Origin of the sequence: Streptomyces sp. NRRL F-525, assembly GCF_000716605.1 — a bacterium.
Classification (GTDB): Bacteria; Actinomycetota; Actinomycetes; order Streptomycetales; family Streptomycetaceae; genus Streptomyces.
Genome location: NZ_JNXE01000031.1, coordinates 107,459 through 120,112 on the forward strand (window position 1 = coordinate 107,459; position 12,654 = coordinate 120,112).

At 68.9% G+C, this 12,654-nt stretch carries 18 protein-coding genes; 10 read left to right on the forward strand and 8 right to left on the reverse strand.

All coding sequences use genetic code 11. The features are described from left to right. Window positions 1-21: 21 nt before the first annotated feature. Genes OO69_RS34535 through OO69_RS34545 form a run of 3 tightly spaced genes read left to right on the forward strand, consistent with a single transcriptional unit; the run spans window position 22 to window position 2,818 of the window. Window positions 22-1,410, forward strand: coding sequence for an ethanolamine ammonia-lyase subunit EutB (locus OO69_RS34535; RefSeq protein ID WP_033284825.1), 1,389 nt, complete (start codon window positions 22-24; stop codon window positions 1,408-1,410). After that, window positions 1,407-2,174: an ethanolamine ammonia-lyase subunit EutC gene (eutC, locus tag OO69_RS34540; RefSeq protein WP_033284826.1), complete on the forward strand. Its 768-nt coding sequence runs from the start codon at window positions 1,407-1,409 to the stop codon at window positions 2,172-2,174. The genes OO69_RS34535 and eutC overlap by 4 nt, the downstream gene beginning before the upstream one ends. 35 nt (window positions 2,175-2,209) lie before the next feature. After that, complete coding sequence (locus OO69_RS34545; RefSeq protein ID WP_033284827.1) at window positions 2,210-2,818, forward strand: Uma2 family endonuclease; 609 nt, start codon at window positions 2,210-2,212, stop codon at window positions 2,816-2,818. Here OO69_RS34545 and OO69_RS34550 read toward each other — a convergent pair. After that, window positions 2,799-3,686, reverse strand: a complete 888-nt coding sequence (locus tag OO69_RS34550) for a hypothetical protein (protein ID WP_033284828.1) — start codon at window positions 3,684-3,686, stop codon at window positions 2,799-2,801. The two genes, OO69_RS34545 and OO69_RS34550, sit on opposite strands and share 20 nt — an antisense overlap. A 186-nt stretch (window positions 3,687-3,872) precedes the next feature. Between OO69_RS34550 and OO69_RS34555 the strand changes: the two genes are divergently transcribed. The 4 genes from OO69_RS34555 to OO69_RS34570 all read left to right on the forward strand — a co-directional run bounded on the left by OO69_RS34555 (window position 3,873) and on the right by OO69_RS34570 (window position 7,864). Continuing rightward, complete coding sequence (locus tag OO69_RS34555) at window positions 3,873-5,156, forward strand: adenylosuccinate synthase (protein WP_033284829.1); 1,284 nt, start codon at window positions 3,873-3,875, stop codon at window positions 5,154-5,156. 175 nt (window positions 5,157-5,331) lie between these two features. Further along, the gene (locus tag OO69_RS34560) at window positions 5,332-7,149 is read left to right on the forward strand and encodes a bifunctional metallophosphatase/5'-nucleotidase (RefSeq protein ID WP_033284830.1); all 1,818 of its coding nucleotides are present in this window, start codon (window positions 5,332-5,334) and stop codon (window positions 7,147-7,149) included. Window positions 7,150-7,247: 98 nt separating this feature from the next. Continuing rightward, the gene (locus OO69_RS34565) at window positions 7,248-7,589 is read left to right on the forward strand and encodes a hypothetical protein (RefSeq protein ID WP_033284831.1); all 342 of its coding nucleotides are present in this window, start codon (window positions 7,248-7,250) and stop codon (window positions 7,587-7,589) included. Beyond that, entirely contained in the window at window positions 7,583-7,864 is a 282-nt protein-coding gene (locus OO69_RS34570) for a hypothetical protein (protein ID WP_033284832.1), read from the forward strand. Before OO69_RS34565 ends, OO69_RS34570 begins: the two co-directional genes overlap by 7 nt. A gap of 16 nt (window positions 7,865-7,880) precedes the next feature. Here OO69_RS34570 and OO69_RS34575 read toward each other — a convergent pair whose 3' ends face one another. From OO69_RS34575 to OO69_RS34580, 3 genes are all read right to left on the reverse strand, one after another. After that, window positions 7,881-8,486, reverse strand: a complete 606-nt coding sequence (locus OO69_RS34575; protein ID WP_078652696.1) for a TetR/AcrR family transcriptional regulator — start codon at window positions 8,484-8,486, stop codon at window positions 7,881-7,883. Window positions 8,487-8,550: 64 nt separating this feature from the next. Then, entirely contained in the window at window positions 8,551-8,679 is a 129-nt protein-coding gene (locus tag OO69_RS50660) for a DUF397 domain-containing protein (RefSeq protein WP_078652702.1), read from the reverse strand. Continuing rightward, on the reverse strand, window positions 8,645-9,205 hold the full coding sequence (locus OO69_RS34580) for a Scr1 family TA system antitoxin-like transcriptional regulator (protein ID WP_267885234.1): 561 nt from the start codon (window positions 9,203-9,205) through the stop codon (window positions 8,645-8,647). The genes OO69_RS50660 and OO69_RS34580 overlap by 35 nt, the downstream gene beginning before the upstream one ends. Before the next feature lie 125 nt (window positions 9,206-9,330). Between OO69_RS34580 and OO69_RS34585 the strand changes: the two genes are divergently transcribed. Then, complete coding sequence (locus OO69_RS34585) at window positions 9,331-9,756, forward strand: hypothetical protein (RefSeq protein WP_051801408.1); 426 nt, start codon at window positions 9,331-9,333, stop codon at window positions 9,754-9,756. Here OO69_RS34585 and OO69_RS53630 read toward each other — a convergent pair. Continuing rightward, complete coding sequence (locus tag OO69_RS53630) at window positions 9,728-9,850, reverse strand: hypothetical protein (protein WP_267885231.1); 123 nt, start codon at window positions 9,848-9,850, stop codon at window positions 9,728-9,730. The genes OO69_RS34585 and OO69_RS53630 overlap by 29 nt on opposite strands. Before the next feature lie 80 nt (window positions 9,851-9,930). Further along, entirely contained in the window at window positions 9,931-10,290 is a 360-nt protein-coding gene (locus OO69_RS34590) for a DUF6247 family protein (RefSeq protein ID WP_033284834.1), read from the reverse strand. 163 nt (window positions 10,291-10,453) lie between these two features. Here OO69_RS34590 and OO69_RS34595 point away from each other — a divergent pair, with 163 nt between their 5' ends. Further along, a complete protein-coding gene (locus OO69_RS34595) occupies window positions 10,454-10,744 on the forward strand; it encodes a hypothetical protein (RefSeq protein WP_033284835.1) in 291 nt (96 codons plus the stop codon). 4 nt (window positions 10,745-10,748) lie between these two features. On the opposite strand, the gene OO69_RS34600 is transcribed toward OO69_RS34595, so the two are convergent. Further along, window positions 10,749-10,964: a tautomerase family protein gene (locus tag OO69_RS34600; protein ID WP_019070350.1), complete on the reverse strand. Its 216-nt coding sequence runs from the start codon at window positions 10,962-10,964 to the stop codon at window positions 10,749-10,751. 132 nt (window positions 10,965-11,096) lie between these two features. Here OO69_RS34600 and OO69_RS34605 point away from each other — a divergent pair, with 132 nt between their 5' ends. Then, window positions 11,097-11,972: a helix-turn-helix transcriptional regulator gene (locus tag OO69_RS34605; protein ID WP_033284836.1), complete on the forward strand. Its 876-nt coding sequence runs from the start codon at window positions 11,097-11,099 to the stop codon at window positions 11,970-11,972. On the opposite strand, the gene OO69_RS34610 is transcribed toward OO69_RS34605, so the two are convergent. Continuing rightward, window positions 11,969-12,619: a hypothetical protein gene (locus OO69_RS34610; protein ID WP_033284837.1), complete on the reverse strand. Its 651-nt coding sequence runs from the start codon at window positions 12,617-12,619 to the stop codon at window positions 11,969-11,971. The genes OO69_RS34605 and OO69_RS34610 overlap by 4 nt on opposite strands. Window positions 12,620-12,654 lie beyond the last annotated feature (35 nt).

Consider the following 12,654-nt stretch of genomic DNA (forward strand, 5'->3'; position numbering starts at 1 on the left):
GCGCCTCGTACGGTCGCCGACATGAGTACGTACACCTCCACGCTCGGCGGCCACAGCTACCGTTTCGGCTCCCTCGCGCGTCTGCTCGCCGCCGCGAGCCCGGAGCGTTCCGGCGACCGGCTGGCGGGGCTGGCCGCGGCGTCCGCGCAGGAGCGGGTCGCGGCACGCTGGGCGCTGGCGGACGTACCGCTGACCGCGTTCCTCGCCGAACCGGTGATCCCCTACGACACCGACGACGTGACCCGGCTGATCCTCGACACGCATGACGCGGGCGCGTTCGCGGCGGTGGCGGGGCTGTCGGTGGGCGGGTTCCGGGAGTGGCTGCTGGCGGCGGACAGTGGTGAACTGGCCGCCGTGGCGCCGGGGTTGACGCCGGAGATGGTCGCGGCCGTCTCGAAGCTCATGGGTAACGCCGACCTCGTCGCGGTCGCGCGGAAGGTGACGGTGGTGACCGCCTTCCGGTCGACGATCGGTCTGCCGGGGCGGTTGGCGACCCGCCTGCAGCCGAACCACCCGACCGACGACCCGGCGGGTGTCGCCGCCGCCCTCCTCGACGGGCTGCTCCTCGGCTCCGGCGACGCGGTGATCGGCATCAACCCGGCGACCGACAGCCCGAAGGCGGTACGGGACCTGCTGGAACTGCTGGACGGCGTGATCCAGCGGTACGCGATCCCCACCCAGTCCTGCGTCCTCTCCCACGTCACGACGAGCATGGACCTGATGGCGGCCGGCGCTCCCGTGGACCTGGTCTTCCAGTCCATCGCGGGCACGCAGGCGGCGAACGCGTCCTTCGGCGTGACGCTGGGGCTGCTGGACGAGGCGTACGAGGCGGCGAAGGGGCTGCGCCGGGGCACGGTCGGGCAGAACGTCATGTACTTCGAGACGGGCCAGGGCAGCGCGCTGTCGGCGGACGCGCACCACGGCGTCGACCAGCAGACGGTGGAGGCACGGGCGTACGCGGTGGCCCGCCGCTACGACCCGCTGCTGGTGAACACGGTGGTGGGCTTCATCGGCCCGGAGTACCTGTACGACGGCCGCCAGATCCTCCGGGCGGCGCTGGAGGACCACTTCTGCGGCAAGGTGCTGGGCCTCCCGATGGGCCTGGACATCTGCTACACCAACCACGCCGACGCGGACGACGACGACATCGCCACGATGCTCACCATGCTCGGTGTGGCCGGTGCGTCCTTCGTGATCTGCACCCCGGGCGGCGACGACATCATGCTCAACTACCAATCCGCCTCGTACCACGACGCGTTGTACCTCCGCGAGGTCCTCGGGCTGCGCCCGGCACCGGAGTTTGAGACCTGGCTCGCCTCGATCGGCCTGCTGGGCGAGGGCGGCGAGATCAGGGACGTGTCCGGTACGGCCCACCCGTTGACGGCGATCGGAAGGGAACTGGCGGCATGACACTCAGTCACGTTGCTTCGGTGGAGCGCGAGTTGTGGTCGCCGCTGCGCCAGTACACGCAAGCCCGGATCGGCCTGGGCCGGGCGGGCTCGGGTCTGCCGACCCACCACCGGCTGGAGTTGCAGGCGGCGCACGCGGCGGCGCGGGACGCGGTCCACTCGCCGTTCGAGCCGGACGTGGTGGCGGCGGCGCTGCGGGGCGAGCCGACGGTACGGGTCCGCAGCGCGGCTCCCGACCGGCTCACCTATCTCCAACGCCCCGACCTGGGACGCCGGTTGGACCCGGCCGACCGCGCACACCTCCCGGTGGGGGAGTGGGACGTGGTCTTCGTGGTCGCGGACGGCCTGTCCAGCCGGGCGGTGCACGAGCACGGCGCGGCGATGGTCCGAGCGACGACGGCGTTGTTGCCCACGGCCTGGCAGGTGGCCCCGGTGGTGCTGGCCGAGCAGGCGCGGGTTGCCCTCGGCGACGACGTGGCCTCGGCGATGGGTGCGGCGATGGTCGTGGTCTTCGTCGGGGAGCGGCCCGGGATGTCGGCGGCGGACTCGTTGGGGGCGTATCTGACGTACCGGCCGAAGCCGGGGGTTACGACAGACGCGGACCGGAACTGCCTCAGCAACATCCGCCCGCCGTTGGGGCTGACGTATGAGACGGCGGCGGGGAAGTTGGCGGGGTTGATGGGCAGGGCGCGGGAGTTGGAGATCACGGGGGTGGGGCTGAAGGATGATTCCGATCCCATGGAAGTAAGTGAGCGACTACTCTGAGTTGCGGCTGGTCCGCATCAAGGGGAGGGCGCATCATGACACTCATGGCAGAGCGACCGGTGATTGACGGCACTGAGCCCCACAGCGACTTCGAGGAGCTTCTGGACGTCCTCGACGAGCTGCATGTGCCGGACGGCTACAAGGCCGAGATCATCAGGGGGAGCATCGTCGTGTCGCCGTGGTCGAGGGCGTATTACTTCCGTGTCATGGATCTGGTGTGTGATCGGCTGAGGCCGCATGCACCGCAGGAGCACCGCATCGGTTCCAGCCCGTTTCTGTACGTCTTTCCGGGTGATGAGCGGGCTTACGGGCCCGACATCTATGTCGCACACCAGCGGACGTTCGAGTCGCTGAGCAATCACCTGGACGGCGAGGCCCTCGCCTTCGTCGCCGAGCTGACCTCTTCGTCCACGCGTGGCGACGACCTGACCGACAAGGTTCGCGTCTACGGCAAGGCGGGCGTCCCCGTCTACCTGGTCCTCGACATGCAGGAGGAGCAGGCGACCGTCTTCTGGACGCCCTCCGACAAGGGATACGACTCGCACTGCACGGTGCCGTTCGGCGAGGAACTCCCCATCCCCGCCCCCTTCGACTGCACCCTCGACACCACCGGCTTCGAGCCCCCTACCCCACCGGCAACGTAAGCCCCCAAGCCCCCTCCCGAACCACCCACGTCCGCGTCCGCACCGGTCCGCTCACCACCGCGTCCGCCCGGTACCGGAAATCCGCCCCGGACACGGTGACCGACCGACCCCGCGCGCACAGCGGAGACGCCTCCGCACCCACCGACACCGGCCGTACGACCACCTCGGCCAGCCCCGAGGCCCCCGGCGTCACGGACACCCCCTCCACAGGCTGGTCCAGGTCGACGAGTGTCACGCCGTCCACCTCGACCCGCAGTCGGGCGGGACCGGGCCGGGTCACGCGGGCAAGGGGCTCGCGGGACGGGCGTACCGGTACCAGCGTCCGTACCAACGACTGGCACGTCCGCAGCCACGACGCGTGCGCGGAGCCGGAACCGGACGGCAGCGGCGTCGCTCCCACCGGCGGAGCCTCCCGCATCGGCGGAAGCGACGGGATCCGCAGGGCGCCGAGCACCACCCCGTCGCTGTCGTCGACCAGCAGATCCATCCGCCGTACGACCCCGTCGAGCACCGCGCGCGCGGCCGCCACCGCCCCCGTGGGGACGCCCAGCGCCCCCGCCAGGGACAGCCCGCCCCCCACCGGCACCATCGACAGCGCGCATCCGGCCAGCTCCCGCTGCCGGTGCAACAGGGACACCGCCCGCATCAGCGCCCGGTCGTCGCCCACCAGCACCGGTCGGCGCGAACCCCGCCGGGCCAGGACCCGGGCGAATTCCTCGGGCCCCTCCGGAAGGCACACCTTCGTCGCCGCACCCGCGCTGAGCACGTCTTTCGCGATACGGACGGACTCCGCGTCGGTGCGCCGGGCGGCCGGATCGATGACGATCAGCAGCTGATCGGAAGTCGCGAAAGTCGCCACCTCGGCCATGCCTCGCTTCCTCGGGTAGCATCTTTGTGCAAGAGCCCCTTGCGCTATTGCGCCAGGGGCTTCGTCTATTCCGGGGCATCCGGTCCGACGGGTTGCGGCCGACGAGGGTCGCCGGCGTACGAGGCACACACGTGCCGCGTACGCCTCTGACCTTGGACATGCCCCGCCCGGAAGGGGTGTACGCGCGTGCCCGCACTTGTGCTGCTCGGTGCTCAGTGGGGTGACGAAGGCAAGGGAAAGGCGACCGACCTGCTGGGTGGGTCCGTCGACTATGTGGTGCGCTACCAGGGCGGCAACAACGCCGGCCACACGGTAGTCGTGGGCGATCAGAAGTACGCCCTTCACCTGCTCCCTTCCGGGATCCTCACACCGGAGTGCACTCCGGTCATCGGCAACGGTGTCGTCGTCGACCCGTCGGTCCTGTTCTCCGAGCTGGACGGGCTGAACGAGCGCGGCGTCGACACGTCCAAGCTCCTGCTCAGCGGCAACGCCCACATCATCACGCCCTACAACGTGACGGTGGACAAGGTGACCGAGCGCTTCCTCGGGAAGCGGAAGATCGGGACGACGGGCCGCGGTATCGGGCCCACCTACGCGGACAAGATCAACCGCGTCGGCATCCGGGTCCAGGACCTCTACGACGAGTCGATCCTGACGCAGAAGGTCGAGGCCTCCCTCGACATCAAGAACCAGATGCTCACCAAGCTCTACAACCGGCGCGCGATCGCCATCGAGCAGGTCGTCGAGGAGCTGCTGTCCTACGCGGACCGCCTCAAGCCCTACGTCGCCGACACGGTGCTGATCCTCAACAAGGCGCTGGAGGACGACAAGGTGGTCCTCTTCGAGGGCGGCCAGGGCACCCTCCTCGACATCGACCACGGCACGTATCCCTTCGTCACGTCCTCCAACCCCACTGCCGGTGGTGCGTGCACGGGCGCGGGTGTCGGCCCGACGAAGATCAGCCGGGTCATCGGCATCCTGAAGGCGTACACGACCCGCGTCGGCTCGGGCCCGTTCCCGACCGAGCTGTTCGACGCGGACGGCGACGCGCTGCGCCGCATCGGCGGCGAGCGGGGCGTCACCACCGGCCGTGACCGGCGCTGCGGCTGGTTCGACGCGGTCATCGCCCGCTACGCGACCCGCGTGAACGGCCTGACCGACTTCTTCCTCACCAAGCTGGACGTCCTGACCGGCTGGGAGGAGATCCCGGTCTGCGTGGCGTACGAGATCGACGGCAAGCGCGTCGAGGAACTCCCGTACTCGCAGAGCGACTTCCACCACGCGAAGCCGATCTACGAGACCCTGCCCGGCTGGAGCGAGGACATCACGAAGGCCAAGACCTTCGCGGACCTTCCGAAGAACGCGCAGGCGTACGTGAAGGCACTGGAGGAGATGTCGGGCGCCCCGATCTCCGCGATCGGCGTCGGCCCCGGCCGTACGGAGACGATCGAGATCAACTCGTTCATCTAGAGCGGCGGTTGGCACGGCAACCGACTGAGGTCCTTGGGCCGGTCTTGGGAATCCTTGACCGGCCCTTGGGCTGTCCGTGGTTACGCCGGTAACAGGCGGAGGCCAACATCTACGCGGGTAGCCCGCCGCGCCCCGCATGACACACCCGCCTTCCGCGCCCTCCCAGGAGTCCTGAATGCCCGTCAATCCTATGAATCGCCGTGAGTTCGTGCAGAAGTCCGCCGTCACCGGCGCTGTCGCGGCCGTCGCGGGAACGGCGGCGGTGACCCCGGCCGAGGCCGCCGACCGGCACCCCAAGCCGCACCCGCACCCGAAGCCGAACAAGACCTGGTCGTTCTCCATCCTGGGCACGACCGACCTGCACAGCCACGTCTTCGACTGGGACTACTACTCGGACAAGGCGTACTCGGACGCCAAGGGCAACTCCGTCGGCGTCGCCCGCGTCGCCACCCTCATCAAGCAGCAGCGCAAGGCGAAGGGCGAGGGGCATGTCCTCCTCGTCGACGCCGGTGACATCATCCAGGGCACCTCGCTGGGCTACTACTTCGCGCGCGTGGACCCCATCACCAGCGGCTCCAAGCACCCGATGGCCACGGCCATGAACCACATGCGCTACGACGCCGCCGCCCTCGGCAACCACGAGTTCAACTACGGCATCGACACCCTGCGCAAGTTCGAGCAGCAGTGTCACTTCCCGCTGCTCGGTGCCAACGCGCTGGACGCGAAGACCCTGCGCCCCGCGTTCGCCCCGTACACCGTGAAGAAGATCCGCGTCCCCGGCGCCCCCGACATCAAGGTCGGCATCCTCGGCCTCACCAACCCGGGCATCGCGCTCTGGGACAAGGACAACGTCAGCGGCAAGATGGTCTTCCCGGGCCTCGTCGAGCAGGCCAAGAAGTACGTCCCGCGGCTGCGCGCCCTCGGCTGTGACGTCGTCTTCCTCACCGACCACTCGGGCCTGGACGGCAGTTCGTCCTACGGCGACGAGCTCCCGTACGTCGAGAACGCCTCCAACCTCGTCGCCGAGCAGGTCCCCGGCATCGACGCGATCCTCGTCGGCCACACCCACGTGGAGGTCTCCTCCTACACGGTGAAGAACGAGGAGACCGGCGACGACGTCCTCCTCTCCGAGCCGTACTGCTGGGGCTACCGCCTGAGCGTCTTCGACTTCGAGCTCGAACTCGTCCGCGGCCAGTGGAAGATCACCAGCAAGACGGCGCAGACCCTCAACCCGAACACGGTGGACGAGGACCCGGAGATCAAGAAACTCCTCGAAGCCGACCACGAGTTGGTCGTGAAGTACGTCAACACGGCGGTCGGCACCTGCACCGAGGACCTCTCGGCGGCGGAGTCCTGCTGGAAGGACGTGCCGATCATGGACTTCATCCAGCAGGTGCAGATGGACTCGGTGAAGGCGGGCCTGTCGACGGCCGACGCGGCCCTCCCGCTGATCTCGGTCGCGGCCCCCTTCAGCCGCACGGCCGACATCCCCAAGGGCTCCGTCACCATCAAGGACATCGCAGGTCTCTACATCTACGACAACACCCTCTACGGCAAGAAGCTCACGGGCGCCCAGCTCAAGGACTATCTGGAGTACGCGGCGAAGTACTACCACCAGGTCCCGGCGGGCACGAAGGTAGACACCACGACCCTGACGAACGCCAACAGCTTCTGGGACTACATGTACGACGTGGCCGCGGGCGTCTCCTACGACATCGACATCGCCCAGGCCGAGGGTTCGCGCATCAAGAACCTCACGTACAACGGCACTTCGGTCACCGACGACCAGGTCTTCGTCGTCGCGGTCAACAACTACCGCGCGAACGGCGGCTCCGGCTACCCGCACATCGCCTCTGCGGAGACCGTCCACAGCGCCCCCGACCAGGTCCGCGACCTGATGATCGCCTACGTCACGGCCAAGGGCAGCCTGGACCCGGCGGACTTCGCGACAGTCAACTGGAAGCTGACGCAGGCGGGGACGGCGGTCTTCTAAGGGTCCGCTTCCTGACAACCGCCCGCTGATTCCTGTGAGTTGCTGTGAATGATCAACTTCACGGCCTCCTCACACCGGACATTCACTAAGTTCCGTCCATGTCATACCGAAGACAGTTTTCCCCGGCGGCCGTACGAGACACGGCCGCCGGGCTGACCTGGCGGGTACCGGTCCTGTTCCTGGAGGGCGCGCTCGCCGCGTTCATCGCCGTGGGCCTCTACGGCGACGGGTCGAATGGCACGTGCGACTTCTCCACCCAGGACCTCCACCGGCACATTGCCTACGCGCTCGGGGCCTCGCTGCCCGTGACCTGGGCGCTGCTGTATCTGAGCAACATCTGGCTGCGGTGCGTCAGTTGGACGGCCGTGGTCCTACGGCTGTTCTTCTGCGCCGCGGCCGGGACGCTGATGCTGATCGCCGGGGGGACGAGCCTGTGCTGAAGCCACCGCGTGAGGAACTCGTCGGACTCTGGGCCGAGTCACTCCTCACCGCGACGTCCGTCGCGTGGTGGACCTACCTGGTGTGGGCCCACCGCAACGCTTTGTACGCCGACCCAGACCCCGTGGCACTGATCCTCACGGTCGTGCTGTCGCTGCCGGTGACATGGACTCTGTGGCTTCGAGCGGTCCGACTGCGCGGTGCGAACCTGGCACTGGTCGCGGTACGCGGCATCGCGGTGCTGACGTTGTCCCTCTGGCTCTTCCAGGACCTGTAGATCTGTGACCCGCAGGTCAGTCTGGACAGGCGAGCGGCAGGCCGAGGCAGGCGTGTAGGGCTTGGCTCAACCGCCCGTCGACAGCCGCACGTTCATCGGCGGCATCGGGCGACTCCGCCGCCGGGATCAGCGCGTACGGCAGTGCCGTGGTGAGCACGGCGAGCGTGGCCGTGTCCTGCTCGGTGCCGCTGGGCAGATGCGCGGTCACATACTCGGTCAGCCAGTGCTGGGCCGTCCGGTGCCACAGGGTGTCCGGACGGAGAACGGCGGCGTACGTCAACTCCGGTTCGGTCCGCGCCATGGCCGCGACGACCGGATGCTCCCGCAGCAGCCGGGCCGCCTTTACCACCCTGCGCACCCCGAGGCACCGAGGTGGCGGCAACGGGCCGGGTACTTCCCGGGCCAGGTGCAGTAGACATTTCAGTTCCTGCATCGTGGCATCGCGCAGGAGCGCGTCGGGAGAGGCCCAATTCCGGTAGAAGAACGGGCGGTTGGTGCCTGCCAGCTGTGCGATGTGGGTGATGCCCGTGCGCCGGGGCCCCCGCGCGGCCAGCGCGTCCAGAGTCGCGCGGTACACGGTGGCCATTCCGGGCGGTGCCTGCACCCGCTGCGAGTTGCTCATGTGAGCAGTTTGGCGCGGGGGGAGGTAGGTGTCTTGGAAAAGTGTGTCGATTTCCTCGAAAGTGTCACACTTTTTCGGGGGAGGGGTGGGGGGTGGGGAGGAAGGTGCGCCAGGCCGCGTCCGAGACGGTGACGATCCCGCCCCCCGGATTCTTAGAGTCACGGATGTGGATGGTGTGGGGGCAGGTGGCTATCTCGACGCAGTCGCCGCCGCAGCACGCCCTCTTCGAGGATCAGCTCGATCATCGGGGCCGGGTCGCGGTCGAAGAGCTTCCTGCGGGCCAGCCGCGCCTCGACGAGTTCCTCCCGCTTCTGCTCGGACACCGGCGGATAGCCGCCCCCGATCAACGCCCGCGCGTAGGCCTCGGTCTGGAACAGGCCGTCGACGACCAGCGTCTCGTACGACGAGATCGTGATGGCCCCGGCCTCGATCTCCGCGAACCCACGGAAGCGGACCGGGTACTTCTCCAGCAGCATCCACTTGCGCGCCTCTTCGAAGACCCCGAGCCCACCCCCGACCTTCTCCTCCAACTTGGCGAGCATCTTGTCGCTCGCGGGCTGCGCGCACGTCTCCATCGCGCTGATGGCGGACCCGGTGTAACCCGTCATCTTGCCCAACTCCACTTGCGTGAGCCCTTGTTGCTCACGCAGTGCCTTCGCGAGAAGGGCAACGAGATGTGCCACACCGCTCGCCTCCGCCTTGTTCTCCGCCCGAGCCATCGCGGTCACCCCCGAACTCAACCGAACTCAACCGGTCAACAGAACCCCGCACCCGTATCCAACCGTTGCGGACGGTCGACGCAGAGTTATGGAAGACGGTAGCTGTGACTCCCGAGACTGTCCTCATGGATACGCAAAGTGACCTGAAATGGATCCCCACAACCGGCATCCAACTCCGCAAGGCGGGGGTCCAGTTCGACGCGGTACGGGTGGACGGCGACGAGGGCAGAGACCTCGCGGACAGGCTCGCGCGCATGACAGGAGGGGCGCCGGGGCCGGTCGTAGAGGAGGCGACGGGCAACAGGGCGGTCTACTTCCTGGTCCCGGTCGGCAGCACGTCCCACCGCCCCTGGCCACCCGGAGCAACCCGCCTCACCGCCGGCCCGAACCACATGTCGTACATCCCGGTCCCGGCCCTCAATGGCCAGACCTGGCCCCTGACTTGGCGCTACCGCCCGACCGCACCGGACCACTTCGTCCACGCGCTGCTGCTGCGCGCCGCGGTGGAAGGGTGGGGAGAGGTCAGGCGTCCAGGCCCGGATCAGGTGTGATCTGCCGGAGGGTGACCAGTTCCGCGTGGAGCGTGACCGTGTACACGAAGGAGTCACCGTCCACGGACGTGTGCTTCGCTCCCTCGTCGGCCATCTTCTCGACCGCGGCCGGGAACGCGGGTGGCGCTCAGGGCGCCCCTGTCTTCTGGTCGGGGACGTACTCCCAAGTCCAGCTCACGCGTCGCGTACTGCCTCGGCCGCCTCGCGGTAGATGGCGCTCGCGGTGGTCAGGTGTACGCGCGCCTCGTCCGGCGTGGTCGCGATCCGCGCAAGGTACTCGGCGCGGTGGTGGGCCCTCGCTGTCCCGGGGTGTCGCTCGATCTCGATCAGCGCGGCCCAGTGCGCGAGATAGGCGTGGACAGGTCTGACCGAGTTGTGCTGCAACGCCTCGGTGAGGGCCTGGTCCTTGGCCTGGTCGTAAGAGGGGAGCAGGTGCGGGGCCACGATGGCGCAGGCCGCGCGCAGCCCACGCGGGGTGCGGTCCGGGCGGGGGATCGCGGGGACGTCGTCATGTTCGGCGTGTTGCACGCTCATGCCGCTGTTCCCCTCGTGGCGTCGCTGGTCTGGACTCTAGCGCGCATCCCGACCGCGTCTCGTGCGGACAGACAAGGGGGCGTCCTCATCGGGACGCCCCCTTTGTGCGGGCATATGCTGAATTCGTCCACCCGCGCACGCCAACCCAGAGAAGGTGACTGCGATGCGCATGATGCTGAAAGCGTCCATGGACACGGAGAAGGGGAACGACGCCATCCGGAACGGGACTCTCGGGAAGCTGATGCAGGAGACCCTGGAGCAGATCAAGCCCGAGGCGGCCTACTTCACCGCCGAGGACGGCAAGCGGACCGCGTTCCTGTTCTTCGATCTGAAGGACCCCTCCGACATCCCGTCGATCAGTGAGCCGCTCTTCCTCAACCTGGGTGCCGAGTTGACCTACACCCCGGTGATGAACCCGGAGGAGGTCGAGGCCGGTCTCGGCAAGATTCGTTAGGCGCTCATTCCTGCGGTGTTCCCTGGATCTTGGCCAGGGTCAGGACGCCGCCGCCGATACCCCAACCCGCGTCGGCGACCTCTTCCACCAGGACGAGGGTGGTGGCGCGGGCGCCGTCGCCGAAGATCTCGGCGTACAGGTCGGTGGTGCGCGTGATGATCTGCTCCTTCTGCTCCGCGGTGAGGGCGCCGGCGGGGACCTTGAAGTTCGCGAAAGGCATGGTGTTCTCTTTCGTAGTGCCGTGTGGGTATGGGGCAAGCCTGCGTCCGCGGCGGCCCCCCGGCCAGGGCTGAGCCCACCCAGGGGTTGGCAGCCCCTGGCTCGGACGCCGTAGAGAGGCGACGATGAGACGGTGAACCTTCCCGAGCTCGCGGCGTTCCTGAAGTCCCGGCGTGACCGGGTCCGGCCGGCCGATGTCGGGCTGCCCGTCGGGCCCCGGCGCCGGGTGCCCGGGCTGCGGCGCGAGGAGGTCGCGCAGCTGGCGGGGCTGTCCGCCGACTACTACACCGAGCTGGAGCGGGGGCGTGGCGCCCAGCCCTCCGCTCAGACCCTGTCCGCGCTCGCCCGCGCGCTGCGGCTGGGCGGTGATCAGCGCGACCATCTGTTCCACCTCGCCGACCGGCCGTTGCCCGAGTCGGCGCACGGCGTGGGCGCGCGGCACGTCCAGCCCGCCCTGCTCGGGCTGCTGGACCGGCTGGCCACCACCCCGGCCCAGGTCATCACCGACCTGCACGAGACCCTCGTACAGAATGAGCTGGCCGTGGCGCTGCTCGGGCGGGCGCCGGAGCCGCGTGGGCCTGCCACTGGGTTCGCGTACCGGTGGTTCACCGATCCGGCGTCCCGCGCGGTTTACCCGGCCGAGGATCACGCGCACCACTCACGGGTCTTCGTGGCCGACCTCCAGGCCGTCGCCGCCCGGCGGAGCCGCGACAGCGAGGTCGCCGGGATGACGGCCGCGCTGCGGCGGCGCAGTGAGGAGTTCGCCGCGCTGTGGGACACCCATGACGTGGGGCTGCGCCGTACCGATCACAAGCGGATCGTGCACCACACGCTGGGTGTCATCGAGCTGGACTGCCACAGCCTGTTCAGCGAGGACGGTCGGCAGCGCCTGTTGTGGTTCACCGCCCCGCCCGGCACCGAGGGCGCCGCGCAGCTCGAACTGCTCGGCGTCATCGGTACGCAGGACATGGGGGCGGACGAGAACGCGTCGTCCCGCACGCGGCGTTAGCTGAACACGATCATCGAGCCCTGCGCCAGGCTGCGGGTCGCCGCCGCGTGCAGGCCCAGCCACACGTGCCGCTCACGCGCGAACGGGCTGGGGTCGTACGGTGCGGCCACGGCCGGTTCCTCCAACTCCGTGGGCGCGGCGGGGGGTTCGGGCGTCGCGGGCGGGTTCGCCGGGTCGATGCCGATCGTCGGGGCCACGAACTCCAGCTCGCGCAGCAGGGTCTGGGACGAGCCCAACGGGCCGCCGCCGGCGAGGAGTTCGTCGTTCGAGAGCGGGTGCGGGAAGTCGACGGGGACGTAGGCGCCCGCGTGGTCGTAGTGCCAGACCAGGTGGGACTGCTGGGCCGTGGTCTCGAACATCTCCAGGAGCTGTTCGTAGTCGCCGCCCAAGTCGTCGACCGGCGTCACCGGGAGACCGCAGACCTGGAGGAGGTAGGCCCGGCGCAGGAAGTGCAGCGCGTCGTAGTCGAAGCCCGCGACCGGGGCGACCTCGCCGGACAGGCCCGGCATGTACTGGTACACCGGCACCGGGGGGAGCCCGGCCTCGGCCAACAGGGAGTTGTAGAGCGCGAGTTCCTCGGCGAACGGATTGTCGGGGGTGTGGCACAACACGTCGACGAGCGGGACCAGCCACAGGTCACAGGCCAAAAGGGGGCTCCTCGGTTACTCGCTGCGCATCGTGG

Coding starts and splice junctions, on each gene's coding strand:
- OO69_RS34535 (WP_033284825.1), top strand. CDS start 22: ATGAGTACGTACACCTCCACGCTCGGCGGCCACAGCTACCGTTTCGGC.
- eutC (WP_033284826.1), top strand. CDS start 1,407: ATGACACTCAGTCACGTTGCTTCGGTGGAGCGCGAGTTGTGGTCGCCG.
- OO69_RS34545 (WP_033284827.1), top strand. CDS start 2,210: ATGACACTCATGGCAGAGCGACCGGTGATTGACGGCACTGAGCCCCAC.
- OO69_RS34550 (WP_033284828.1), bottom strand. CDS start 3,686: ATGGCCGAGGTGGCGACTTTCGCGACTTCCGATCAGCTGCTGATCGTC.
- OO69_RS34560 (WP_033284830.1), top strand. CDS start 5,332: ATGCCCGTCAATCCTATGAATCGCCGTGAGTTCGTGCAGAAGTCCGCC.
- OO69_RS34565 (WP_033284831.1), top strand. CDS start 7,248: ATGTCATACCGAAGACAGTTTTCCCCGGCGGCCGTACGAGACACGGCC.
- OO69_RS34575 (WP_078652696.1), bottom strand. CDS start 8,486: ATGAGCAACTCGCAGCGGGTGCAGGCACCGCCCGGAATGGCCACCGTG.
- OO69_RS34580 (WP_267885234.1), bottom strand. CDS start 9,205: ATGGCTCGGGCGGAGAACAAGGCGGAGGCGAGCGGTGTGGCACATCTC.
- OO69_RS34585 (WP_051801408.1), top strand. CDS start 9,331: ATGGATACGCAAAGTGACCTGAAATGGATCCCCACAACCGGCATCCAA.
- OO69_RS53630 (WP_267885231.1), bottom strand. CDS start 9,850: ATGGCCGACGAGGGAGCGAAGCACACGTCCGTGGACGGTGACTCCTTC.
- OO69_RS34590 (WP_033284834.1), bottom strand. CDS start 10,290: ATGAGCGTGCAACACGCCGAACATGACGACGTCCCCGCGATCCCCCGC.
- OO69_RS34595 (WP_033284835.1), top strand. CDS start 10,454: ATGCGCATGATGCTGAAAGCGTCCATGGACACGGAGAAGGGGAACGAC.
- OO69_RS34600 (WP_019070350.1), bottom strand. CDS start 10,964: ATGCCTTTCGCGAACTTCAAGGTCCCCGCCGGCGCCCTCACCGCGGAG.